The organism is Elusimicrobiota bacterium (assembly GCA_016182905.1).
Taxonomy (GTDB): domain Bacteria; phylum Elusimicrobiota; class Elusimicrobia; order UBA1565; family UBA9628; genus GWA2-66-18.
The window spans coordinates 15,643-38,442 of the sequence record JACPFR010000055.1 but is presented as its reverse complement, the minus strand read 5'-3'; the positions used below and the strand labels follow the sequence as shown (position 1 = coordinate 38,442).

General features: G+C 69.5%; 24 protein-coding genes. 5 read left to right on the top strand and 19 right to left on the bottom strand.

The features are described from left to right. The coding region (locus HYV14_16520) for a hypothetical protein (protein ID MBI2387592.1) at positions 1-297 on the bottom strand (297 nt) is incomplete at its 3' end. 181 nt (positions 298-478) lie between these two features. Between HYV14_16520 and HYV14_16515 the strand changes: the two genes are divergently transcribed. The 5 genes from HYV14_16515 (at position 479) to HYV14_16495 (ending at position 7,382) form a co-directional block, all read left to right on the top strand. Next, positions 479-1,129 (top strand): hypothetical protein, encoded by a 651-nt coding sequence (locus HYV14_16515; GenBank protein MBI2387591.1) that lies wholly within the window; start codon positions 479-481, stop codon positions 1,127-1,129. After that, entirely contained in the window at positions 1,126-2,367 is a 1,242-nt protein-coding gene (locus HYV14_16510; GenBank protein MBI2387590.1) for a fibronectin type III domain-containing protein, read from the top strand. The genes HYV14_16515 and HYV14_16510 overlap by 4 nt, the downstream gene beginning before the upstream one ends. 76 nt (positions 2,368-2,443) lie before the next feature. After that, positions 2,444-4,858, top strand: coding sequence for an Ig-like domain-containing protein (locus HYV14_16505; protein MBI2387589.1), 2,415 nt, complete (start codon positions 2,444-2,446; stop codon positions 4,856-4,858). A 57-nt stretch (positions 4,859-4,915) separates the two neighbouring features. Further along, positions 4,916-6,931, top strand: coding sequence for a TonB-dependent receptor (locus HYV14_16500; GenBank protein MBI2387588.1), 2,016 nt, complete (start codon positions 4,916-4,918; stop codon positions 6,929-6,931). 46 nt (positions 6,932-6,977) lie between these two features. Next, positions 6,978-7,382, top strand: a complete 405-nt coding sequence (locus HYV14_16495) for a cell envelope biogenesis protein OmpA (protein MBI2387587.1) — start codon at positions 6,978-6,980, stop codon at positions 7,380-7,382. Between the two features lie 18 nt (positions 7,383-7,400). Here HYV14_16495 and HYV14_16490 read toward each other — a convergent pair whose 3' ends face one another. Genes HYV14_16490 through HYV14_16405 form a run of 18 tightly spaced genes read right to left on the bottom strand, consistent with a single transcriptional unit; the run spans position 7,401 to position 22,779 of the window. Next, a complete protein-coding gene (locus HYV14_16490) occupies positions 7,401-8,438 on the bottom strand; it encodes a DHH family phosphoesterase (protein MBI2387586.1) in 1,038 nt (345 codons plus the stop codon). Next, positions 8,435-9,316, bottom strand: a complete 882-nt coding sequence (locus HYV14_16485) for a DNA integrity scanning protein DisA nucleotide-binding domain protein (protein MBI2387585.1) — start codon at positions 9,314-9,316, stop codon at positions 8,435-8,437. Before HYV14_16485 ends, HYV14_16490 begins: the two co-directional genes overlap by 4 nt. A gap of 46 nt (positions 9,317-9,362) precedes the next feature. Beyond that, a complete protein-coding gene (locus HYV14_16480; GenBank protein ID MBI2387584.1) occupies positions 9,363-9,683 on the bottom strand; it encodes a hypothetical protein in 321 nt (106 codons plus the stop codon). A 58-nt stretch (positions 9,684-9,741) separates the two neighbouring features. Then, positions 9,742-9,906: a hypothetical protein gene (locus HYV14_16475; GenBank protein MBI2387583.1), complete on the bottom strand. Its 165-nt coding sequence runs from the start codon at positions 9,904-9,906 to the stop codon at positions 9,742-9,744. After that, on the bottom strand, positions 9,903-10,439 hold the full coding sequence (locus HYV14_16470; protein ID MBI2387582.1) for an NADH-quinone oxidoreductase subunit I: 537 nt from the start codon (positions 10,437-10,439) through the stop codon (positions 9,903-9,905). The genes HYV14_16475 and HYV14_16470 overlap by 4 nt, the downstream gene beginning before the upstream one ends. Continuing rightward, positions 10,430-11,512 (bottom strand): NADH-quinone oxidoreductase subunit H, encoded by a 1,083-nt coding sequence (locus HYV14_16465; protein MBI2387581.1) that lies wholly within the window; start codon positions 11,510-11,512, stop codon positions 10,430-10,432. The genes HYV14_16470 and HYV14_16465 overlap by 10 nt, the downstream gene beginning before the upstream one ends. Next, positions 11,509-12,999, bottom strand: a complete 1,491-nt coding sequence (locus HYV14_16460) for a (2Fe-2S)-binding protein (protein ID MBI2387580.1) — start codon at positions 12,997-12,999, stop codon at positions 11,509-11,511. Before HYV14_16460 ends, HYV14_16465 begins: the two co-directional genes overlap by 4 nt. After that, the gene (gene nuoF / locus HYV14_16455; GenBank protein MBI2387579.1) at positions 12,992-14,218 is read right to left on the bottom strand and encodes an NADH-quinone oxidoreductase subunit NuoF; all 1,227 of its coding nucleotides are present in this window, start codon (positions 14,216-14,218) and stop codon (positions 12,992-12,994) included. The genes HYV14_16460 and nuoF overlap by 8 nt, the downstream gene beginning before the upstream one ends. Continuing rightward, positions 14,215-14,700: an NAD(P)H-dependent oxidoreductase subunit E gene (locus HYV14_16450; protein ID MBI2387578.1), complete on the bottom strand. Its 486-nt coding sequence runs from the start codon at positions 14,698-14,700 to the stop codon at positions 14,215-14,217. The genes nuoF and HYV14_16450 overlap by 4 nt, the downstream gene beginning before the upstream one ends. Beyond that, positions 14,697-16,010 carry an NADH-quinone oxidoreductase subunit D gene (locus HYV14_16445; GenBank protein MBI2387577.1) on the bottom strand — a complete coding sequence of 438 codons (1,314 nt, stop codon included), beginning with the start codon at positions 16,008-16,010 and terminating at the stop codon, positions 14,697-14,699. Before HYV14_16445 ends, HYV14_16450 begins: the two co-directional genes overlap by 4 nt. Next, positions 16,007-16,492: an NADH-quinone oxidoreductase subunit C gene (locus tag HYV14_16440; protein ID MBI2387576.1), complete on the bottom strand. Its 486-nt coding sequence runs from the start codon at positions 16,490-16,492 to the stop codon at positions 16,007-16,009. Before HYV14_16440 ends, HYV14_16445 begins: the two co-directional genes overlap by 4 nt. Further along, positions 16,489-16,968: an NADH-quinone oxidoreductase subunit NuoB gene (gene nuoB / locus HYV14_16435; protein ID MBI2387575.1), complete on the bottom strand. Its 480-nt coding sequence runs from the start codon at positions 16,966-16,968 to the stop codon at positions 16,489-16,491. The genes HYV14_16440 and nuoB overlap by 4 nt, the downstream gene beginning before the upstream one ends. Next, a complete protein-coding gene (locus tag HYV14_16430; GenBank protein MBI2387574.1) occupies positions 16,959-17,321 on the bottom strand; it encodes an NADH-quinone oxidoreductase subunit A in 363 nt (120 codons plus the stop codon). Before HYV14_16430 ends, nuoB begins: the two co-directional genes overlap by 10 nt. Continuing rightward, entirely contained in the window at positions 17,318-18,667 is a 1,350-nt protein-coding gene (locus HYV14_16425; GenBank protein MBI2387573.1) for a hypothetical protein, read from the bottom strand. The genes HYV14_16430 and HYV14_16425 overlap by 4 nt, the downstream gene beginning before the upstream one ends. Continuing rightward, on the bottom strand, positions 18,664-20,106 hold the full coding sequence (locus HYV14_16420; GenBank protein MBI2387572.1) for an NADH-quinone oxidoreductase subunit M: 1,443 nt from the start codon (positions 20,104-20,106) through the stop codon (positions 18,664-18,666). The genes HYV14_16425 and HYV14_16420 overlap by 4 nt, the downstream gene beginning before the upstream one ends. Continuing rightward, positions 20,103-22,004 carry an NADH-quinone oxidoreductase subunit L gene (locus HYV14_16415; protein ID MBI2387571.1) on the bottom strand — a complete coding sequence of 634 codons (1,902 nt, stop codon included), beginning with the start codon at positions 22,002-22,004 and terminating at the stop codon, positions 20,103-20,105. The genes HYV14_16420 and HYV14_16415 overlap by 4 nt, the downstream gene beginning before the upstream one ends. After that, positions 22,001-22,303: an NADH-quinone oxidoreductase subunit K gene (locus tag HYV14_16410; GenBank protein ID MBI2387570.1), complete on the bottom strand. Its 303-nt coding sequence runs from the start codon at positions 22,301-22,303 to the stop codon at positions 22,001-22,003. Before HYV14_16410 ends, HYV14_16415 begins: the two co-directional genes overlap by 4 nt. Next, positions 22,300-22,779 (bottom strand): NADH-quinone oxidoreductase subunit J, encoded by a 480-nt coding sequence (locus HYV14_16405; protein ID MBI2387569.1) that lies wholly within the window; start codon positions 22,777-22,779, stop codon positions 22,300-22,302. Before HYV14_16405 ends, HYV14_16410 begins: the two co-directional genes overlap by 4 nt. Between the last annotated feature and the right edge of the window lie 21 nt (positions 22,780-22,800).

Sequence of the window (22,800 nt, the reverse complement as noted above, 5' to 3'; positions counted from 1 at the left end):
GGGCGCGGCCGCCGCGACCGCCGCGACCGGCGAAACGGGGACGGCGGAGAGCGCGGAGGGCAGCGGGGCCGGCGCGGCGGACAAGGAGCCGTCGAGCGACGCGCGGGGCAGGGCGGCGCCGAGCGACGGCGCGGAGAGCTCGAGGCGGAGGACGGCGGCGGCGCCCGCGGAGCCGGAGACTCCGGCGCGCGCGGCGGGCGCGGCGATCGTCTGGGCGCACGCCTCGTAGAAGCTCCCGCCCGGGGTCGGCACGGTCACGGAAACGATCAGCGCGGCGGAGATCAGGCGTCGGATCATGCGAAGAGTCTACCGCGGACCCCCGCCGGGCTCCTAGGGCCCTTCGGTCGCCGGGGCCGGGGGTCTTTAGGCCCCCCGGCCGGAGGCGACATAAGAAGTCCAAAATTCGTTTACGCTCCCTTTATGGACCCGCCGCGGCCCGGACGACTACAATGACCGTGAAAGACGTGCAGGAGGATTCATGGTGAAGATCACCGTCGTCCGTAACTCGTGCGCCGCAGGACTGGGGATACTGACCATGCTCATCTGGGCGTCCGCCGCGGATCAGCCCCGGGCCGGCCGGACCCCCGAGCGAGCCGCCCGGGTCGTCAGCGCGACGCCCGGCGAGGCGCCGGAGGCGATCATCCAGCGCTGGCCGCCGCGCTCGCGGAACACCGCCGGGCTTCTGCTCGAGAAGTACGGTCGCCCCGACCAGTTCGACCGCGATACCATGGTCTGGTTCAACAACGGCGAGTGGAAAAGGACCATCGTCTACCGCCGGCGGCAGCACCGCGACCCCGCCGTGACGCGCACCGACGTCCTGGAGCAGAGCATCGGCTATCTCGTCCCGAACGACAAGGTCGCCGAGCTGACGCGCTTCAACCCGAGGATCATCGTCAGCCAGACCGCGGGCGAGCTCGGCTTCGCCTCGGAGAGCGAGGCGAAGAACCGCCTGGCCCTGAACCTGGCCGACGAGATCGTCACCGGCAAGCGGGGCGTCGCCGACGCCCGCGCCGAGTACCTGAAGACGGCGCGGCTCGCCGCCTCGGGGAAATCCTCGTCCTTGCTCGAGGCGCTGCAGTTCGAGGCCGACAACACGCGGGTCATGATGCCGACGGGCGCCGACCGGTGAGCCCGGGCGCCGCGGCCCTGCTGCTCGCGCTGGCCGTCGCGGCGCGGGCGCAGGGCCCGTCCCCGCCCCCGGCGATCAGCGGCGTGTCCGCCGCCGCCGAGGGCGGGACCGGCGCCGTGATCTCCTGGACGACGGACCAGGCTGCCGACGCCGAGGTGGATTACGGCCCGTCCGAGGCCTACGCCAACTCCGTCTTCCTGAACAGCCCGCCCGCGACGAGCCACTCCGTGCGGCTGACCGGCCTGGTCCCGGGCGCGCTCTACCACTACCGGGCCAAGTCCCGCAACGCCGCCGGCCTGCTGTCCGTCTCGGAAGACCTCACCTTCACGACGCCGCCGCCTTCCCGCGATATCCCCGCCTCCGGGCAGGCCCTGCCGCTCGTCCTCATCATGACCCCGCCGGCGGGCGCCGTCGTCTCGGGCACCGCGACGGTGTCGGCCAACGCGAGCGCCGGCGCCGGTGTGGCGAGCGTCCAGTTCCTGCTCGACGGCCAGGACCTGGGCCCGCCGCTGACCGCGGGGCCCTACACCCTGGGCTGGGACACCTCTCTCGCCGGCGACGGCACGCACGCGCTCGCCGCCGTCGTCCGCGACGCCGCCGGCCGCGCCGCGACCTCGCCCATCGTCCGCGTGACGACGGACAACACGCCCCCCGTCATCGGCGAGGTCTCGGCCTCCGCGCTCACCGCCGACGGCGCGGTCGTCTCCTGGACGACGAGCGAGCCGGCGGACGCCCAGGTCGAGTACGGGATGACGCAGGACTACGGGGACGCGACGCCGTTGAGCTCGATTAAGGTCGTCAGCCGCGGGGTCTCCCTGACGGGGCTCGCCTCCGAGGCGCTCTACCACTTCCGCGTCCGGTCCCGGGACGCCGCCGGCCTGCTCGCCGTATCCCCCGACTACCTCTTCGCGACGGGCGAACCGGCGGCGGCCTACGGCGCCGCGGGGCGGGCCGCCGCCGCGCCCGCCGCGGCCGAGGCCAAGGCCCCGCAGAGGGTGCTGACGCCCGCGCTGGCCGACGGCGTCAACGACCGGGCGGTCTTCGGGCCGGACGCCCGCGAGGTGTCCATCGTCGACATCCGGGGCCGCCGCGTCTTCCACGAGTCCTCGAACGGCGGCCCCCTCGTCTGGAACGGGCGCGAGGCGTCCGGGGGACTCGCCCCGTCGGGGGTGTACATCGCCGTCATCACGACCCGGGACGGCGGCAAGGTCTATCAGACCTTCACCCTCGCCAAATAGCGGCAAGATTAACTTGACCTTTCCTCCATGGCCGCCGCGCCCGCGCATATCTAGAATCGGGCCGAGAGGTGCCTCCATGAACATCCGATTCTCCTCACTCAAGATCCTCGCCGCCTCGGCCGCGCTGAGCGCGCTCGCCGCCGGCCAGGCGCGGGGGCAATGCCTCGCCTCCGCGGCCGCGTGGAAGAACAACGCCCTCGCCTCGCAGAGCGCCTCGTTCGGCGCGACCTTCAGCGCGATCCCGGGCGCCGCCAGGATCGACGCCCTGACCGGCCTTTCCCTGAACGCCGCCTCGAGCTACGCGAGCCTCGCGGCGATCGTGCGCTTCAACAACGCCGGCTACATCGACGCGCGCAACGGCGGCGTCTACGCCGCCGACGCCTCCATCCCTTATACCGCCGGCGCGACCTACAAGTTCCGCCTCGCGGTCGACCCGGCCGCCCATCGCTACTCGGTCTACGTCGCGCCCCCCGGCGCCGCGGAGCGGCTCCTGGCGCTGAACTACGCCTTCCGCACCGAGCAGGCCTCGGTCTCCCGCCTCGACAACTGGGCGCTCCAGTCGGGCGCCGGCAGCCATCAGGTGTGCGCGTTCGCGATCACGCCCGCGGCGCCGGGGCCGGACACCGTCGCGCCCACGGTCACCCTGACGTCGCCGGCCTCGGGCGCCGCCGTGTCCGGGGCCGTCTCGGTCGCCGCGGGCGCCTCGGACAACGTCGCCGTGGCCGGCGTGCAGTTCTTGCTCGACGGCGCCGTCCTGGGCGCCGAGGACACGACGGCTCCGTACGCGGCGGCCTGGAACACGGCCGCCGCCGCCGACGGCACGCACCACCTCGCCGCCGTGGCGCGCGACGCGGCGGGCAACAAGACGGCGAGCGCGGCCGTGACGGTCACCGTCAAGAACGCCGCGGCTCCGGTCTGTCTCGCCTCCTCGACCGGATGGAAGAACACGGCCGTCGCGCGCCAGAGCGCCGCCTTCGGCGCGACCTTCGACGCCGTCCCGGGGGCCGGGAGGATCGACGCCCTGACCGGGCTCTCGCTGGGCGCGGCGTCGGGCTACAACAGCGTCGCCGCGGTCGTGCGCTTCAACAACGCCGGCTACATCGACGCCCGCAACGGCGGCGCCTACGCCGCCGACACCGCCGTCCCTTACGTCTCCGGCGCGACCTACCGCTTCCGGCTCGCGGTGGACCCGGCCGCGCGCCGCTACTCGGTGTTCGTCACCCCGCCCGGCGCGGCGGAAAGGACCGTCGCGTCGAACTTCTCGTTCCGCAGCGAGCAGGCCGCGACCTCGAGCCTCGACAACCTGGCGCTGCAGTCCGGCTCCGGCACGCATCAGGTGTGCGGCTTCACGCTCGGCGCCGGCTCCGCGACCCCGCCCCCGCCCGCCGCCGACACCACGCCGCCGGCGACGGCCGTCACTTCCCCCGCCTCGGGGGCCACCGTCTCCGGCTCGGCGTCCGTGGCCGCGTCGGCGACGGACAACGTCGGCGTGGCCGGCGTGCAGTTCAAGCTGGACGGGGCGAACATAGGCGCGGAGGTCGCCGCGCCGCCCTACGCCTTGGCGTGGAACACCACGGCCGCGGCCAACGGCGCGCACACCTTGTCCGCGACGGCGCGCGACGCGGCGGGGAACCGGGCCAGCGCCTCGATCCCGGTCACGGTCTCCAACGCGGCGCAGAGCGGCGGCGCCGACCGCTTCGGCGTCAAGAACCTCTATCCCACGGCGCCGGGCGGCAAGAACTGGGTCTCCAAATGGGACAACGGCTCGGCCCGCAGCTTCAGCGGCATCGATCCCCAGGACCCGTGGTTCGACGCCAACCACGGCAACGCCTCCTACCGCGTCGACGGCAACGGCGTCTTCGCGATCACGGGCCCGGTGCCCCGGATGTACGTCCACGACCCCGCGCACCAGGACAGCTGGCGCAACGTGGAGATGACCGTCTACGCGCAGCGCGTCGCCGACGACGGCACGGCCTACGGCGGCATCGTGGGCATCGCCCGGTCCAACCACGGCAGCATCGGCTCGGAGACGGCCAACCTGTGCGACACCCGCGGCATGGGGGCCCGCGTGCGCTACGACGGCCGCATCGACTTCGAGAAGGAGACCTCGCATCCGAGCGCGACCCCGGTCGCGAGCAAGGCGATGTGGTCCACGCTCCCGTACCGGACCTGGATCGGATACAAGTACGTCGTCTACGACCTGCCCGACGGGAACGTGAAGGCCGAGCTGTACCTGGACCTGACCGACGGGGCCAACGGCGGAACCTGGACGAAGGTCAACGAGTTCGTCGACAACGGGACGAACTTCGGCGTCGGCGGGGCCGCTTGCAGGTCGGGCATCGACCCGCGGCTCCGGTTGACCAACAGCGACGCCCGGCCGGGCACCGAGACGGGCAAGCCCAACATCACCGTCTACTGGAGAAGCACCAACGTCGGGACGAACGGGCTCCTTTATAAGAAGATGAGCGTCCGGGAGATCGCCGCGCCCTAGGCCGGGGCCGGACTTCCGGAGACTTGCGGCGTCGTATAATAAATGTAACTATAACCCATGCGGCTCCCTCGACGAACGATCGCCGCGGCGCTCATGATCGCCGCTTGGGCCGCGACGGCTGCCCGGGCCGCGGAGCCGGCCGAGGATTTTTTCCGGTTCATGGCGGAGGAGGCGAAGATGCTGACCGTCGCCTCCGCCCGGCCCGAAAGCGTCCTCGACAGCGTCTCGAACGTCTCCGTCATCGACCGCGGGGACATCGAGCGCTTCCAGTTCGCCTCGGTGTCCGAGGCCCTGGAGATGCTTCCCGGCGTCATGGTCTGGCGCACCTTCTCCCGGCGCAACATCCCCATCTTCCGCGGCGGCCTCCAGGAGCACTACGCCAACAAGGTCCTCGTGATGATCGACAACGTCCCCGCCTTCAGCGCCCATAACGGGGAGGGCGACCTGGACCGGGTCGGCATCGACGCCGTGGAGCGCATCGAGGTCCTCCGCGGGCCCGCCTCCGTCGTCTACGGCTCCAACGCGCTCAACGGCGCGATCAACATCGTCCTGCGCAAGCCTCCCGCCGCGGGGGGCTTCGGCCAGGCGACCGCCGGGGTCGGCACCGGCCACGGGAAGCTCGAGGGCGCCGCCGACGTCAAGCGCGCCGGAGGCCTCTACGCCTGGAGAGGCGAGGCCGGCTCCTCGTTCCTGATCGCGGCGGACATGACCGGCCGCGCGCCGCCGCTGTACGAGTTCACCGACGGGGCGCGGAACGCGGTCCTCATGAAGGATTCCCTGAATATCCGCTCCTTCACCTTCCGCGGGGAGCGGGACGGGCACTCGCTGCTCGTCAACGTGCTGCGCAGCGAGCAGGCGAACTTCGGGATCGCGATCACGACGGCCACCGGGCTGGGAACGAACGAGGAGCAGGAGAAGGAACTGCTCAGCTACGCGTACGACCGGGGAACCGAGGAGCGCGGGCTGCGCTACTCCCTGACCTACGACCGCCAGCGGAGGAACTTCTCCCGCACCGGCGACGGCTCCCTGCGCACCGACACCTGGGGCTACCGGGCGGCGAACCGCCTGGCCTTCCACGCCGAGCTCCCCGGGGACTTCAACCTGGAGGTCGGCGGCGACCACGACTATCTGCAGTCCTCCCCGAAGGTATATCGGACGCTCGACCAGACGACGACGGATTCCGATCACCCCTCGACGTGGGACGGCTCGCTGTTCGCGCAGGCGGGCTGGGAGCCGCCGTCCTGGAAGCTGCTCCTCGGCAGCCGCTACACCCGCAACAAGTCGTTCGGCTCGAACATGTCCTCCCGCGGCTCGGCCGTCTGCATGATCGATGAGCACAGCAGCGTCAAGCTCGTCCTGGGACAGTCCTACCGCGCGCCCGCTTTAGCCGAGCTCTATCTGGGACCCCCGACGAGCAGCCCCGCCGTGATCCTCGGCAATCCCGCCCTCGCCCCGGAGAAGAACCGCTCCGCGGAGCTGTCCCTGCTCTTCTCCCGCGGGCGCGCGTACGCGCAGGCCACCGCCTACTACGCCGAGTACCTGAACACCATCTACCGCAACCTCGGAACCGTCGTCCGCGACGGCGTCACGTACAACAACATCAACTTCTACGACAACGCGGGAAAGATCACGCTCAAGGGGATCGAGACCGAGCTCAAGTACGAGGACAGGAGCACGCGCGCCTACCTGGGTCTCAACTACGTCCACGGCAGCCACGGCGACGCGCATGACGTCTCGCCGGGCCCGGGCGAGACGCGGCAGGTCTACAACTTCAAGTCCGTGCCGCGTTACACCGTCGCGGCCGGGCTGGGGCGTACGCTCGGAGGCTTCTCCGCGACCGCCCGCGTCAACCACTACTCGAGCATGGAGACTTTGCGCACGCGGCTGCCTCCATCGTACTGGATCGACGCCGGCGTCGGCCTCCGGCGCGGCGCCTTCCGCCATGCCGTCTCCGTCTCAAACCTGACCGACCGCCGCGTCGAGATACCCGAATTCGTGCGGCAGCGCACCGTCGAGTCCCTTCCTCTGAGGTCCGGGCGGGAGCTCGATTACACGGTCAGCTGGACGTTCTGAGGGGCGCGTCCGTTGACCGGCGGCCGTTCCGGGGGTATACTTCGGCATGCTTCGGCGCGTGCTTTTCGCGGCCGTACTGGCCCTCGCGGCGTGCTCCCACCCGCGCCCGGTCGTCTACCCCGACGAGCGCTACAAGGCCGGCGGCGAGGAGGCCGCCAAGGCCGACGCGGACCTCTGCCTGAAGGAGGCCAAGGCCTACCTGAAGGCCAACCCCGCCAAGCGCGTCGCGGGCCGGACCGCCCGCGGCGGGGTTTTCGGCGCCTTCATGGGGATGGTGTTCGGCGCGTTCACGGGGAACTACAGGCGGGCCGTCGCCGAAGGAGCCGCCGTCGGCGCCGCCGCGGGCCTGGCGCACGGCGCCTGGGAGGCGGGCTCGCCGGACGAGATCCAGCGCGCGTACACGCAGCGCTGCATGGCCGAGAAGGGCTGGTCGGTGATCGGCTGGAAGTAGGCGGGAACACCCGCCCGGCTAGGCGCCGCGGAAGGGACGCCGCCGGTCGTCGGCGTTGAGGCCCTGATACGCCAGGAACTCGGTCACGACCTTCTCCTCCGCCGCGCGCCAGTCCTGCTCCGGCGCGTCCGCCCCGAGCTCGAGGGAGCCGCCGGCGATCATGCCGTGGCCGCCGCCGCGGTTGCCCCCGCCGAGCAGGCGCTTGAGCAGGCGCCCGGCCCCGGCGCCCGGGTCGTTGGCCCTCAAGGACACGTGCAGGCGGCCCTGATAGCGCGCCGTCACGATGGACCACTGCATCTTCTCGAGAGTCAGGAGGAAGTCGGCCATCTGCGCCACGCGGTCGGGCGTGCTGACCTCGCCGAGGTTCGCGCCGACGACGCGGCCGACCACGAAGGCCTCGCGCACCGCGTGGGCCAAGGTCATGAAGAACGCCTCGGAGCGCTGCGGATAGGAGATGCGCCACAGCGTCTTCATGTTCGCCTTGGGCCACAGGGCCTGATAAGCCTCCATGTCGCGCGCGGTCGCCTCGCGGCCCAGGTTCTGCGTCTCCGAGCCGATGCCGTAGACGATCGCGGTGGCCAGGCGCCCGGGGACGCGCAGGCCGGCGGCCTTCAGCGCCTCGACGAGGATGGTCGTCGTCGCTCCCACGCTCTCGTCGATCAGCGCCATGTCGGAGTGCGTGTCGGCGTGGCGCGGGTGGTGGTCGAGGATAAGGTCGGGGATGCGCCGCGGGGGACAGCGGTTGTTCTTGAAGGGAGGCTGGGTGTCCACGAGCGCCAGGTGCGGCACGCCGGCGAGCTCGCCCTTGCGCAGCGGCCGCGCGGGCAGGAGCAGGCGCTCGGCCATCATCCGGTTCTCGGCGCGGCCGATCATGCCGCCGTACACGATGCGCGTGCGGATCTTGCCCAGCGACTGCGCGAGGTGCGCCAGCGCCCAGGCGCTCGCCAGCGCGTCAGGGTCGGGGTGGTCGTGCGTCAGGATGGTCAGCGGCGACAGCGACCTCCCCCTCCCGGTCAGGAGCTTGACCAGGCGCCGGGCGTGGAAGCCGGGCTTCATCGTCCCGCTCCGAAGCCGACGAAGAACACCCAGAGCAGGACCGAGACGACGGTCGCGATGACCTTCTCGCGCATGTTCTCGGTCACGAAGTGGTAGACGTAGTTCTGCGGGGTCTTGGGCAGGTGCTTGGTCAGGAAGATCTCGATGCCGTCCTGAAGCTCCTCGAGGTCCTTGACCCCCACGAGGTCCCCGCGCAGCGCGAACGAGATCCGGCCCGTCTCCTCGCTGACGACGAGGCACATCGCGTCGCAGCGCTCCGACAGCCCCAGGGCCGCGGAATGCCTCGTGCCGAGGTTCGTTATCTTGGAGAAGTCCTTGGACAGCGGGAGCTGCGCGCCGAACCGGGTCACCCGCCCCTCCTCGACGATGAACGCGCCGTCGTGGCCCAGCGAGTGGGAGTCGAAGATGCTCTTTAAAAGGGCCTCGGACAGGTCGCCGTTCAGGTCCCAGCCGCCCTCGATGTGGCGGTCGAGCGGGTCGAGGCCGCGCAGGACGACGAGCGCGCCGATGTTCTCGCGCGCGAGGTCGCCCAGCGAGCTCACCAGGATCTCGACCTGGCGGTGGGTCGGCGCGGCCCGCAGCACGCCGCCGGTGAGGCTCCAGATCGCGATGCGCTCGAACATCGAGCGGATCTCCTCCTGGAAGATCACGATCACCGCGACTATGAAGACGGCGAAAAACCCTTGGAAAATACGCACGGTCATGTACATGCCCGAGACGAAGGCCACCGTGTACACGACGACCAGCAACAGGAGCCCCAGGGCCACGAACGCGGCCTTCGTGCGCTTGAACCACAGCATGATGCCGTACACGAGCGTGCCCACGAGGAGCATGTCCATGATGTCGGCGACGGCTATGGGCTTGAAGCCGGGAGGCATGACCGGGCCAGTATAGCGGAAGAAGCGCCGCCTCGCTAGGGCCCGCCTACACCCGCATGTGCAGCGGCAGGATCTCGAACACCATGCCCCAATACAGCGCCCAGAACAGGACGGTCTCCGCGCAGACCACGCGCACGGCCGCCCGCGCCGCGCAGCCCTCGGTCAGCGGGGAGTCCCCCCTCTCGAGGGAGTAGGCCGCCCACACGCACAGCAGGATCAGCGCGTGCAGCGGCGCGAACAGGAAGTACGTCGCGGAGTAGAGGACCAGGACCGCCAGGCAATGCCTGACCTCGTTGAAGTTGGAGGCGCAGATCGCCAGGAGGTTGAGGCCCCAGACCCCGCCCAACGTCATGTCTCGCGTGCTCATGCCGATAGTGTAGCCGCTGGGGAGAGGCGCCGCGCCCCAACAAACGGCGAACGAAAGGTTACGGCATCGCGAGGGTGATCGCGGCGTCGAGGACCTTCAGGGCGATGTCATCCAGGAGGTCGCGGCCGAACTTGTTGAGGAAGGTCCCCGTCAGGAGGGCCAGGCACAGGACCGTGCAGAGGAGGAACATGTACTCGACGGTGGCCTGGCCGCGGGCCCTCACGGCCGGGAGGGTGTCTTGGGGACGTCGCCGAGGAGCTCGGGCATGTTCCAGATCATGTCCTTGCGGTTGTAGGACGAGAGCTCCACCTCGTTGGCGTCCATGTGGATGGCGTCCACGGGGCAGGCCTCGACGCAGTAGCCGCAGAAGATGCACATGCCCAGGTCGATGTCGAAGGTCTTGGCCCGCTTCTCGACGGTCACGTCGGGCGCGTTCTCGGCCGTGATGCGGATGCACTTGGCCGGGCAGATCGTCTCGCACAGGAGACAGGCCGTGCAGCGCGGGGCGCCGTCGTCGCGCTTGAGCAGGCGGTGGCGGGTGCGAGCGCGCTTGCCGAGCACGGCGGGGTCGTCCGGGTACTGGACGGTGACCGAGCCGGGCAGGCCCTTGAGACCCAGGGCGCGCTTGGAGTGCCGGTACAGGTTGACGAACAGGTGCCGGAAGGTCAGGCCGAGGCCTTTGACGATCTCGACGAGGTAGAGCTCGGTCGCGAAGGTGCGCTCCGGGCGCTTGACGGTCCGGACGGTTATCGCCATAAGTAGACCACCCACACGGTGACGAGGAAGTTGATCAGGGCCAGCGGCAGGAGATGCTTCCAGCCGAGGTCGAGGACCTGGTCGAAGCGGAAGCGGGGCAAGGTCCAGCGCACCTGCATGAGGAGGAAGAGCATCAGGAGTATCTTGCCGACGGAGCTGCCCACCATCAGGGCGCCGGCCGCCACCGGCCACAGGCCCCACAGCCCGGAGCGGCCCGCCAGCGAGGGGAAATCGACGAAAGGGATGGACCAGCCGCCGAGGAACAGCGCGGTGATGACGCCGCAGATCACGATGGACTCGAAGAAGTCGGTCATCATGAACATGCCGAACTTCATGCCCGAGTACTCGACGTGGTAGCCGACGATCTCGCTCTCGCCCTCGGGGAGGTCGAAGGGGACGCGCTTGGTCACGGCGGTGCCGGCGGTGAGGAAGATGATGAAGGCGAGCGGCTGGAGGAAGATCCCCCACACCCCGTGCGAGACCTGCCACCGGACGGCCTCGGTGAAGTCGAGCGTGCCGTAGACGAAGAGAAGGCCGGCCAGCGCGGAGGCCAAGCACACCTCGTAGGCGATCATCTGGGCCGCGCCGCGCATGGCGCCGAGCAGGCCGTAATTGGAGCCCGAGGCGTAGCCGGCCATCACGATGCCGTGCACGCCGAAGGCGAGCGCGGCCAGCACGAGCGGCACGCCCATCGGCAGGGCGATCGGCGTCAGGTCCCAGGCGCGCCCGGCGTAGTCCACGACGCCGCCGTAGGGAAGGGCCGCGAGGCAGAACATGCCGCAGCCCAGCGAGATGATCGGCGCCAGGCCGTGCAGCGGCTTGCGCGCGCCCTTCGGCACGAAGTCCTCCTTCGTGAGCAGCTTGATCGCGTCGGCGATCGGGTGGAAGAGGCCGAGAACGGTGAAGCCGAAGATCGACGCCCGGTTGGCGCCGATGCGGTCCTGCATCACCGCGCTCTGCTTGCGCTCGACCCAGCCGAGGAAGCCCGCGATGCTCAGGCCCACGCCGAGTATCGAGAAAAGAATCTTCGCGACAGCGAAGACGACGTCGTTCAGCGGAAGCGGGAAGGTCACGCCACGGCCTCCGGGGTCTTCGCGCCGCTCAGGGCCTTCTGCAGGAGGCCGAAGACGGCCCAGTCCGGGCGGGCGTCGCCGATGGGAGACAGCGCCTTGAAGTAGGTCCCCACCTTGCCCTCGAAGTTGGTGAAATGCCCGTCTTCCTCGACGTAGGCGGTCGCCGGCAGGCGGTAGGTGAACGAATCCCCCAAGGCGTACTTGTTGGGGCCCTGGAGGATCGAGACGCTCGCTTTGGCCAGCAACGACGCCGCCTTGTCCCCCCACACCTTGGAGAGGTCGCGTTCGATCACGTACAACGTTTTGATCTTTCCCGACTCCAGACTCTTGGCCAGTTCATCGAACGACCCGCTCTTGAGGCCGAGGTTCTCGGCGCCCTTCAGGTTGGGGACCTTCTCCTTTCTCCGGAGAAGAGCGTCTTCGACGCCGATCTGGTCCGGCTCGGCGGAGAAGTAATGGTCCTGGAGCTTAAGGGTGTCGACGAACAGGGCCTTGTACGCGGCCCAGTCCTCGTTGGAAAGCATCCCCGAGGCGACGACCGCGAGGCCGTCCTTCTTCAGCAGCGCGGCGAGCTCGCTCGCCATGTCGAACCACGACAGCTCGGCCTTCTCGGGCCGGAGCCTCAAGACCTTGCCGAGGCGGTCGGTGTCGAGATTGCCGAAGCCGTAGCGCCCGTCGTCGCACATCCAGTGGCCGTTGACGTCCATGTTCACGCGAGGCTTCAGGCGCGCCACGCGCTTGCCGTCGTTGTGCCAGGGGCGCGCGGTGTTCGTGTGCACGGAGATGTTGCAGCCGCGCGCGCAGCCGGGGCAGATCGAGTCGGTCTTGTCGAGGTACCAGACGCGGACCTTGTAGCGGAAGTCGCGGTCGGTGAGCGCGCCGACGGGGCAGATGTCCGCGACGTTGCCCGAGTAGGCGTTGTCGAGGGTCATGCCGGGCGTGACCTCGATCTTCTCCGAGTGGCCCATGCCGAATATGCCGAGCTCGTGGGTCTTGGTCACGTTGTCGACGAAGCGGGTGCAGCGCGTGCACAGGACGCAGCGCTCCTGGTCGAGCATGATGTGGGGGCCGGCGGCGATGCGCTTGCCCTTGTGCTCCTTGTCCTCGCGCACCGCGCTCTGGTACTGGCCGATCTTCATGTAATAGTCCTGAAGACCGCACTCGCCGCTCTGGTCGCAGACCGGGCAGTCGAGCGGGTGGTTGACGAGATGGAGCTCCAGCGCGGAAGCCTGCGCGCGCTTGACCAGGTCGGAGTCGGTCTTGACGTCGAGGCCCTCGCGCACGCTCGTGCGGCAGGAGACCTGGGGCTTGGGCGCGCCCGCGACCTCGACGATGCACATGCGGCAGTTGCCGGGGTTGCCCAGCGCCGGGTGGTAGCAGTAGTGCGGGATCTCCACGCCGACGTCCTTGGCGGCCTCGATGACGAGCTTGCCCTCCTCGGCCTCGCGCTCGACCCCGTTCAGCTTGTACTTGACCGTTTTACCCATTGTTCGGCACCCGCTTCTTGAAATCGTCCGGGAACTTCGAGGTCCACGCGCGCGTGACCATCCCGACCGTGTCGCCGAGCGCGCAGATGACCTTGCCCGTGATGTTCTCGCCCACGCGCGCGAGGTTCTCCGTGTCGCCCTTCTCGCCCTTGCCCTCGAGCATGCGCTCCAAGATGCGCTCCGACCAGTTCGAGCCCTCGCGGCACGGCGTGCACTGCCCGCAGGACTCGTGCGTCAGGAAGCGCTCGATGTTGTGCGCGACTTCCACGGCGTCGACCGTTTCGTCTAAAACGATCATGCCGCCCGCGCCGAGCATGGTCCCGGCCGCCTTGATCGCGTCGAAGTCGAGGGCGACGTCGAGGTCCTTCTCGAGCAGGGGCGGCATCGAGGTGCCGCCGGGGATGACGGCCTTGAGCTTCTTGCCCCCCTTCACGCCGCCGGCGAGCGCCAGGACGTCGCGCAGCTTGGTGCCCATGGGGACTTCATAGACGCCTTCCTTCTCGACGTGGCCGGAGATGGAGAACAGGACGGTGCCGCCGTTCTTGGCGGAGCCGATCTTGGCGAAGGCCTCGCCGCCCTCGCGCACGATGAAGGGGAGCATCGACAGGGTCTCGACGTTGTTGACGACCGTGGGCTTGCCCATCAGGCCGGCGACGGTCGGGAAGGGCGGAGGCTGGCGCGGCCAGGCCTTCTTGCCCTCCATGGTCTCGAGCAAAGCGGTGTCGAGGCCGGAGATGTAGGCGCCGGCGCCGCGCATGAGATGGATGTTGACGTCCCCGAGCAGCCCGGCGGCTTTCGCCTCGGCGACGGCTTTCTCCAGTATGTCGTACTGGTTCTGGTACTCGCCGCGGATGAAGATGAACGAATCCTTGCTTCCGACCACGTAGGAGGCAATCAGCAGGCCCTCGAGGAGCTGATGCGGCGCGCGAGTGACCAGGACGCGGTCCTTGAAGCAGCCGGGCTCGGACTCGTCGCAGTTGACGACGACGTAGCGCGGCCCCGGGACCTTGTCCTCGGGCGGCACCGTGCTCCACTTGAAGCCGACCGGGAAGCCCGCGCCGCCGAGGCCGCGCAGGTTGGACTTCACCACCTCTTCCTGGAGCGCCTTGCGCTCCATGCCGAGGGCCTTCTTGAGGGCCTCGTAGCCGCCGAGGCGGCGATAGGTCTCCAGCTCGTGGAGCTTGGGCTCGTCGAAGTGCTTCGTCAGGATCTTGGTCATTTGAGATCCTTCAGCTTCGCGATCGCTTCCTCGGTCGCCGGCCCCACCAATCGGTCGTTGACCAGGAGGGCCGGGGCCTGCTCGCAGGCGCCGAGGCACTCCATCGTCTCCCAGGAGAGCTTCCCGTCGGGCGTGGCCTGCTTCTTGGGCACGCCCAAGGTCTTCTCCAGGCACTTCTCCGCCTTATCGGAGCCCTTGAGGTAGCACGAGAGCCCGTGGCAGACGCCGACGCGCTTCTCGCCCGTCTTCCAGCGCGTGAAGGTCGGGAAGAAGGTGGCCACGCCCCAGACGTGATTGAACGGCAAAGAGAAGATGTCCGCGACCCGGGACGCCGCCTCCGGCGTGATCATGCGGTGCCAGTCCTGGACGGACCGCAGCGCCTCGATGAGGCCGAGATTCGTGTAGGGATATTTCTTCGTCCAACCCAGGAGGACCTTCTCCTGCTCCGGCGTGAACGGAGACTTCAAATCCACTTTGCTCATCGGTCGAGCTCCCCGGCGATCATGTTGATCGAGCCGAAGGTCGGGATCACGTCGGCGATCTGGGCGCCGATCAGGAGCTTCTTCATCGCCGACATCGGGAACAGGCACGGCGGGCGGCAGCGCACGCGGTAGGGCCCGTCGCCGCCGTCGCTGACGATGTGGAAGCCCAGCTCGCCGTTGCCGCCCTCGACGGCGAAATAGGTCTCCGACGGCGGGATCTTCACGCCCCAGGACCACATCACGAGCTCGAAGTGGTTCATCAGGCCTTCGATGTTGGTGTAGGTGCTCTCCTTGGCGGGCAAGGTGATCTTGCGGTCGAGCACGCGCGTGTTCGGCTGGTCGTCCTTGCTCATGCCCTCGAGCGTCTGGTCCACCTTGGCGGCGTACTTGGCCAGCAAGGCGGTGTCGCCGAGCTTGCCCGCGTCCTGGATCTCGAAGGCGTACTTGATCTCCTTCGGCTCGAGAGAATGCTTGCCTTCGGGGATCTGCTTCAGGCACTGCTCGATCAGGCGCAGGCTCTGCTCGATCTCCGCCAGGCGGCACAGGTAGCGGTCGTAGTTGTCGCCGGTCGAGCCGACGGGGACCTCGAAATCGAGCCTGTCGTAGACCGCGTACGGGTGCGAGCGGCGCACGTCGTAGGCGACGCCGGTCGAGCGCAGGAACGGGCCGGTGACTCCGTAGGCGATGGCGTCCGCCGGCGAGAGCTTGCCGGTGCCTTCCATCCTATCCATGAAGATGCGGTTGCGCGTCAGGAGCCTGTCGCTCTCCGCGACGCACAGCCGGACCTCCTTGGCGATCTCGCGGAACTTCTCCGCGAAGCCGGGGGGCAGGTCGCCCTTGACGCCGCCGACGCGGGTGAACGCGGTCGTGATGCGGGCGCCGGTCAGGTTGTCGACGAGCTGGTACAGGTACTCGCGGCCCTTGATCAGGTACAGGAAGACGGTCAGCGCGCCGAGCTCCATCGCGGTGGCGCCGATGCAGGTCAGGTGGTCGGTCACGCGCGAGATCTCGGAGGCGATGACGCGGATGTACCGGCCGCGCTCGGGCACGTCGATGCCCGCCAGCTTCTCGACGGCCATCGCGTAGCCGACGTTGTTGATCAGCGGCGAGACGTAGTTCAAGCGGTCGGTCCAGGGCACCACGTTGTTCCAGGTCTCGTTCTCGGAGTGCTTCTCGAAGGCGCGGTGGAGGTAGCCGATCTCGGCGTCCACGTCGACGATCCGCTCGCCCTCGAGCTCGAGGACGAGTCGGACGACGCCGTGCATGGAGGGGTGCTGAGGGCCCATGTTCAGCATGTATGTCTTTTTCATTCGCCCGTCACCGTCGGTCTCAGGATGTTGAAGCTGGGGCTGTCCGCCTTGTCGCCCGACTTCGGCCCGATCAGCGGCTGACGCTTGGCGATCGGGTAGTCCTTGCGCAGCGGGTGGCCGACGAACTCCTCGTACATGAGGAGGCGCTTGATGCCGGGACGGTCGGCGAACCTCACGCCGAACATGTCCCAGACCTCGCGCTCGAGCCAGTCGGCGGCGGGCCAGATGTCCTTGGCCGAGCGCAGGACGGGCTCGCCGTCGACGGCGCAGTGCAGTTCCACGCGGCCGAGGTCCTCGCCGGTGGCGGGATCCAGGCGCATGAGGCGGTAGATCACGTCGAAGCGGTGCGGACGGCCCTTCGTCAGGTAGTCCACGCAGGTCAGGTCGACGAGCATGTTGTAGCCCGCGGCCCGGAGCTTGGTCAGCTCCTCGTGGTTCGAGGCGGCCGGGACGTCGCGGCGCTCTCCGCGGAGGTTGCTCACCGGAACTGCCCCCTCGTCTTCTGGATCTTCTCCTGGAGCATGGTCAGGCCCTGGATGACGGTCTCCGGGCGCGGCGGGCAGCCCGGGATGTAGAGGTCGACGGGGATGATGGTGTCGATCCCCTGAACCGTTGAATAATTATTGTAGAAGCCGCCGGTGCACGTGCACACGCCGAAGGCCACGACCCACTTGGGCTCGGCCATCTGGTCGTAGATGCGGCGCAGGACGGGGGCGATCTTGTGGCTGACGGTGCCGACGACCAACAGGACGTCGGCCTGGCGCGGAGAGAAGCGCGGGAAGCCCGCGCCGAAGCGGTCGAGGTCGTAGTGCGAGGCGGCCACCGACATGAACTCCATGCCGCAGCACGCGGTGACGAACGGGTACTGGAAGATGGAGTACTTGCGCGCCCAGCCCAGCGCCGCGTCGAGTTGGGTGGTCATGACGCCCGCGGGCACCGTCTCGTTCTCTAACGGCATTCGAGGACCCCTTTGCGCCAGAAATAGGCGAGCATCAGAAGCATCAAGGCGGCGAAGGTGGTGATGGCGAGCATGGACTCCAGGGACAGCGCCGGCCGGGACAGGGCCCACGGCAGGAGGAAGGCGAGGTCCACGTCGAAGACGACGAACAGGACCGCGTAGCGCCAGTAGGAGACGGTCATGCGCTCGTAGGCGGGCGCCAGCGGCGGCATGCCGGTCTCGTACGGGAGCTCGGCGTCGCCCTGGTGCTTGGGCCGCGGGCCGAACAGGCGGCCGGCGTTGGCGAACAGCCCCGTGACGCCGAGGACGACCAGGAGGTTGACGCCGAGCGCGAACAGGGAGAGCTTGCTCATCTGGTCAGGGCTCCCGAGAGCGACGACATCAGCCAGGGGGCCGCGCCGAGGAGCACGACGCCGACGGCGCAGGCGACGACGAGGGCGGCGCCGGAGTCCGGCCTGAAAGAGACCGACTCGTCGGCCTTTTCAAACCAGAGGTCGCGGGTCATCCCCAGGTAGTAGGCCAAAGAGATCAAGGCGGAGACGGCGCCGGCCGCGGCGGGCCAGAAAAGCTCCGCGTCCACGGCGCGCCACAGGAGGAGGAGCTTGGCCATGAAGCCGCCCGTGGGCGGGATGCCGCCGAGGGAGAAGAGCAGGACGGTGAAGGCGGCGGCGGCGGCGGGCATCGCGGCCCCCCTCCCCTTGAGCTGGGTCCGCGTCTCGAGGCCGGAGAATTTGAGGAACGAGAACGTCCCGTTGCTCATGAACGCGTAGGCGCCGAGGAAGAACAGGAGGGCGGAGACGCCCTCGGCGGAGCGGCCAGACGCCGCCCACGCGCCGACGCCGATGATCAGCAGGCCGGCGTTGGCGACCGAGGAGTAGGCGAACAGGCGCTGCAGGCGCTCCTGGCGCAGGGCCATGACCGAGCCGGCCAGCGCGGTGATCGCGCCGACGGCGGGCAGGAAGGAGCTGAAGCCGGCCTCGGGCGCGAGCTCGCACAACCGCATCAGGAAGAGGACCGCCGCGGACTTCATCGCCGTGGACAGGAAGCCCGACACCTCAGGGGCGGCGGCGTCGTAGGCGTCGGGCAGCCACCAGTTCAGCGGGAAGGCGCCGAGCTTGAACAGCGCCGCCGCGGCCATCAGGCCCGCGCCGGCCTGGCCGAGCGGGGAGAGCGCGGTCGAGGCGGCGAGGCTGCGCGTATCGGCGTAGTACAGCGAGAGGCCGAGCATGAACAGGGCCCCGGCGACGCCGCCCGCGAAGAAATACTTGATCGCCGCCTCTAAAGCCCGGTCGCCCCGCCGCGACCGGGCGACGAGCAGGTAGGCGGGGAGGGACATGAACTCGAGGGCGATGAACAGCATCGGCAGGTTCGACGCCGCGGCGAGCAAGGACATGCCGAGCGTGGCGCCGAGGAACAGGGCGACGAGGACGTCGTCCTCGCCGTCGAGCCACAGCGCCAGGGGCAGGGCGCCGAGGTAGATCAGATACTGCCAGCCGATGCTCTTCGAGTCGCTGAGGACGATCGCGGAGGCGTACCCGTCGGCCGCGGAGCAGACGGCCAGGAGCATCGCGCCCGCGACCGCGGCGACGGCGAGCGCGCGCAGGGCGAGCGCGGACGGGCGCCGCATCAGGCCGAGCGACAGCGCGCCCAGGACGCCGGCCGCGAGGGCCGCCTGCGGGGCCATCGGCATCATCGTCATCGGACGAGCCCCCGGAGCGCGGGCTCGAAATAGGCCAGCCACGGCTTCGGCGCCAGGCCGATCCAGAGCATGAGCAGGCTCAACGTCCAGAGCACGGCGCGCTCCCGAAGGTCGAGGTCGACGACCTTCTCGCTGACCGAGCCGGGGCCGGCGGGCGCCCAGAACACGGCCTGGAAGGCGGGCAGGGCGTACGCGGCGGCCAAGGTCACGCCGAGGACGCCGGCGAAGGCGAGGATGGGCAGGACCGCCAGTGCGCCGGAAAGGGCCATGAACTCGCCGACGAAGCCGTTGAGCCCCGGCAGGCCGACGGAGGCGAGCGTCGAGAAGCCGAAGAAGAACGTGAGGCAGGGCGCGCGCGCGGCGAGGTCGCCGAAGTCGGAGAGGCCGCGCTTGTGCGCGCGCTCATAAAGGAAGCCGACCATCAGGAACAGCGCGCCGGTGGTGAGGCCGTGGTTGATGAGCTGGAGCGTCCCGCCGACGAGGCCCTGGCTCGTGCGCGAGAGCACCCCGAGCAGGCAGAAGCCGAGGTGGGCGATGGAGGAGTAGGCGATCATGCGCTTGAGGTCGGTCTGGGCCATCGCGCACAGCGCGCCGTAGATCGTGCTGAAGGCGGCCAGGCCGCCGAGGACGGGCAGCGCGTCGAAGGACAGGGTCGGGAACAGCGGGAGCGCCACGCGCAGCAGGCCGTACACGCCCATCTTGAGCATCACGCCGGCGAGCATGACGGAGCCGGCGGCCGGCGCCTCGGTGTGCGCGTCGGGCAGCCAGGTGTGCAGCGGGAACATGGGGATCTTGACGGCGAAGCCCAGGACCAGGCCCCAGAACACGAGCGGCGCCGCGCTCCCCAGCGTCGACGCGTCGAGCGCCGCGAGGTCCCAGGTCCAGACGCCGGTGACGCGGTGGTGGGCGCTGACGAGCGCGAGCAGGGCCAGCAGCATGAACACCGAGCCCGCGAAGGTGAACAGGAAGAACTTCACCGCGGCGTGCAGGCGGTTGCTCGAGCCCCACAGGCCGATGATGAAGAACATCGGGATCAAGGTCGCCTCCCAGAACACGTAGAAGAGGAACAGGTCGCGGGCGAGGAACACCCCGGTCAGCGCCGAGGCGAGCGCCAGGAAGCAGGCCCAGTACCCCGCCGGGACCTCGAGCTCCCAGGACGCGGCGACGCAGATCAGGTTCAGGAACGCCGTGAGCGCGATGAGGCCCAGCGAGAGGGAGTCCGCGGAGAGGCGGTAGGAGATGCCGTACGCCCACGCCGGCCCGATCTCGTTGATGACCGACAGGACGCCGGCGCTCTGGCCGCAGGCGACCCCCGCGACCAGTCCCGCGAAGAGCATCGAGAAGAACAGCGCCGCGTAGCGCGCGCGGGAGCCGAGCAGGGCGCACGCGGCGGCGCCGGCCAGCGGGGTCAGCCACAGCATCGTGAGCGGGGCGCTCATCGCAGGACCCTCAGGAGGAGGACGGCCGTGCCGGCCAGCATCCACCACAGATAATCGTTGATCCGGCCCTGGGCGGAGCGCGCGATCGCCGCGCCCGCGGCGCGGACGAACCCGCCGCTGCCCTCGACGGCGCCGTCCACCCCGGCCTTGTCGAGGACCCCGCCGGTGAAGCCGGCGAGCCGGGAGACGGCGGACGCGAACCAGTCGACGAAGGTCTTCCAGCCGAAATCGGACTCGAACATCGCCTCGGCCGCGCCGCCGCGCCAGCGCCAGTCGAAGCCGGGGTCGGACATCGTCAGGCGCCACGCCGCCGCCGCGCCGAGCGCCGCCATGAAGGTCCCCAGGGCCGCCACCGTCAGGTTGAGATGAGGCAGGACCGGCTCGCCGGGCAGGTTCAGCACGAGGTCGAGGCCCGCCAGGCCGCTCGGCATGCCGCGCCAACCCACGAGCACGAAGCGCTCGACCGGCCCCTTGAGCAGGCCCGCGGCCGCGGCGCCCAGCGCCAGGAACAGCACCGGCACTCCCAGGATCGGCTCGGCCTCGTGCGCGTGCGGCGCCCGCTTCTGCTCGGGGCGCGCGCCGTAGAAGGCGAGGAACAGCATGCGGAAGATGTAGAACGCCGAGCCCGCGGCGACGAGCATGCCCATCGCCGCCAGGGCCCCGCCGTGGTGCCAGGCGGCGTCGAGGATCGCGTCCTTGCTGAAGAAGCCGCCGAGCGGGAACACGCCGGCCAGCGAGAGCGCCGCGAGCAGGAAGGAGAGGTAGGTCAGGCGCATGCTCTTCTGCAGGCCGCCGACGTCGTCGACGTTGGCCGTCGGCTGATGCAGGGCGTGGGCGACGTTGCCCGCGCAGAGGAACAGGGCGGCCTTGAAGAAGCCGTGCACGATGAGGTGGAAGAGCGCCGCGGCGATCTGGCCGAGGCCGAGCGCCAGCATCATGAGGCCGAGGTGGCTGACCGTGGAGTAGGCGAGTATCCTCTTGAGGTCCTTCTTCGTGCCGGCGACGACCGCCGCGCCGAGGGCGGTGATCGCCCCGATCCACGCGATGAGGTGCGGCAGGCCTTCGACGAGCGAGATCAGCGGCCAGGAACGCACGAGCAGGAACACGCCCGCGGTCACCATCGTCGCGGCGTGCATCAGCGCCGAGGTCGGCGTCGGCCCCTCCATCGCGTCGGGCAGCCAGAAGTACAGCGGGAACTGCGCGGACTTCGCGCACGCCGCCCACACGAGGAGGACGCCGATCACGGGCAGGAGCTCGAAGGTCGCGCCGCTCGCGGCCTTCAGGTACAGCAGGTGGAAATGCGTGATCTTGAACTGGAGGACGATCAGGAGCACCGCGAGCAGGAGGCCGAAGTCGCCGACGCGGTTGGTCAGGAAGGCCTTCAGGGCGGCCTTGCGGGCCGTCTCCTTATGGAACCAGTACCCGACGAGGAGGTACGACGCCACGCCGACGAGCTCCCAGAACAGGTACAGCTGGACGAAGTTGTTGGCCGTCAGCAGGCCGATCATCGCGAGGAAGAACAGATGAAAGACCAGGAAGAACCGCGAGAATCCCGGGTCGCCCTTCATGTAGCCCGCGGCGTACAGGTGGATCAACGAGCCGACGAAGGAGACCATCGCGAGCACCGCGACGCCGGGGCCGTCGACGCGCAGGCCGAAGTCCACGGCCCAGTCTCCGGCTTCGGCGAAGCGGAACAGGTTCAGGTCGAAGCTGTGGCCGGTGTAGACGTGGGCCGCGAGCCAGAAGGCCGACGCGGTGACGACCGCGCACGAGGCGAGGACCGGCAGATGCGTCCACTCGGGCTTCCAGCGGCGGAAGCCGAAGAACCCGACCAGGATCGCCGACACGGGAGCCGCGAACAGGAGCCAGGCGGCCGGCGGCACTTGGGCGGCGGTCATCCCTGCAGCTCCGTCAGCAGCGCGGCGTCGGCGCCGCGCCCTCCGCGGCGCATGCGCAGGATCAAGGAGAGGCCGACGACCGCCTCGGCGGCGGCGACGGCGATGACGAGGGCGACGACCGCCAGGGCCTCGGCGTCGTTGAACAGGCCGGCGTGGTGGACGAGGCTCACGTTGACGGCGGCGAGCATCAGCTCGAGGCCGAGCAGCATGGCCAGGAGCTGGCGGCGGAAGACGACGATGATGAGCCCGAAGGAGAACAACGCCCCCGTCGTCGCCCAGACGACCGCGGTCAGGTTCACGCGGCCTCCCGCTCCGGCGCTATCGCCAGCGCCGCGAGGAACATGAGCAGGGTCACGGCTTCGGTGGCCAGCGCGTAGGGCTGGAAAAGGACGGCGCCGAGCTTCGCCTGGAGCGCCGGGTCCACGGGGACGGCCGCCGGGGCGTCGCCGCGGGACAGGACGAGCGCGATCTCGAGAACGGCCGCGATCACGCCGGCCCAGGCCAGCGGCCGCGGGAACGAGAAGTCGGCGAAGCGCTCGCCCTCCTCGCCGGCCGCCATGACCGTGATCACGACGAGGACCATCACCGCGCCGGCGTAGATCATGACCTGGAGCAGGCCGAGCAGGGGCGAGCCGCAGAGGAGGAAGAGCGCCGCGGTCTGCAGCAGCACGACGAGGAGGCTGACCGCGCTCACGTAGAGGGAGCGATGCAGAAGCATCACTCCGGCGAAGAAAACGGCGACGATTCCCGCGACCAGCGCGGCCCACACGACCATTGCGCGGCTATCTTAGCCATT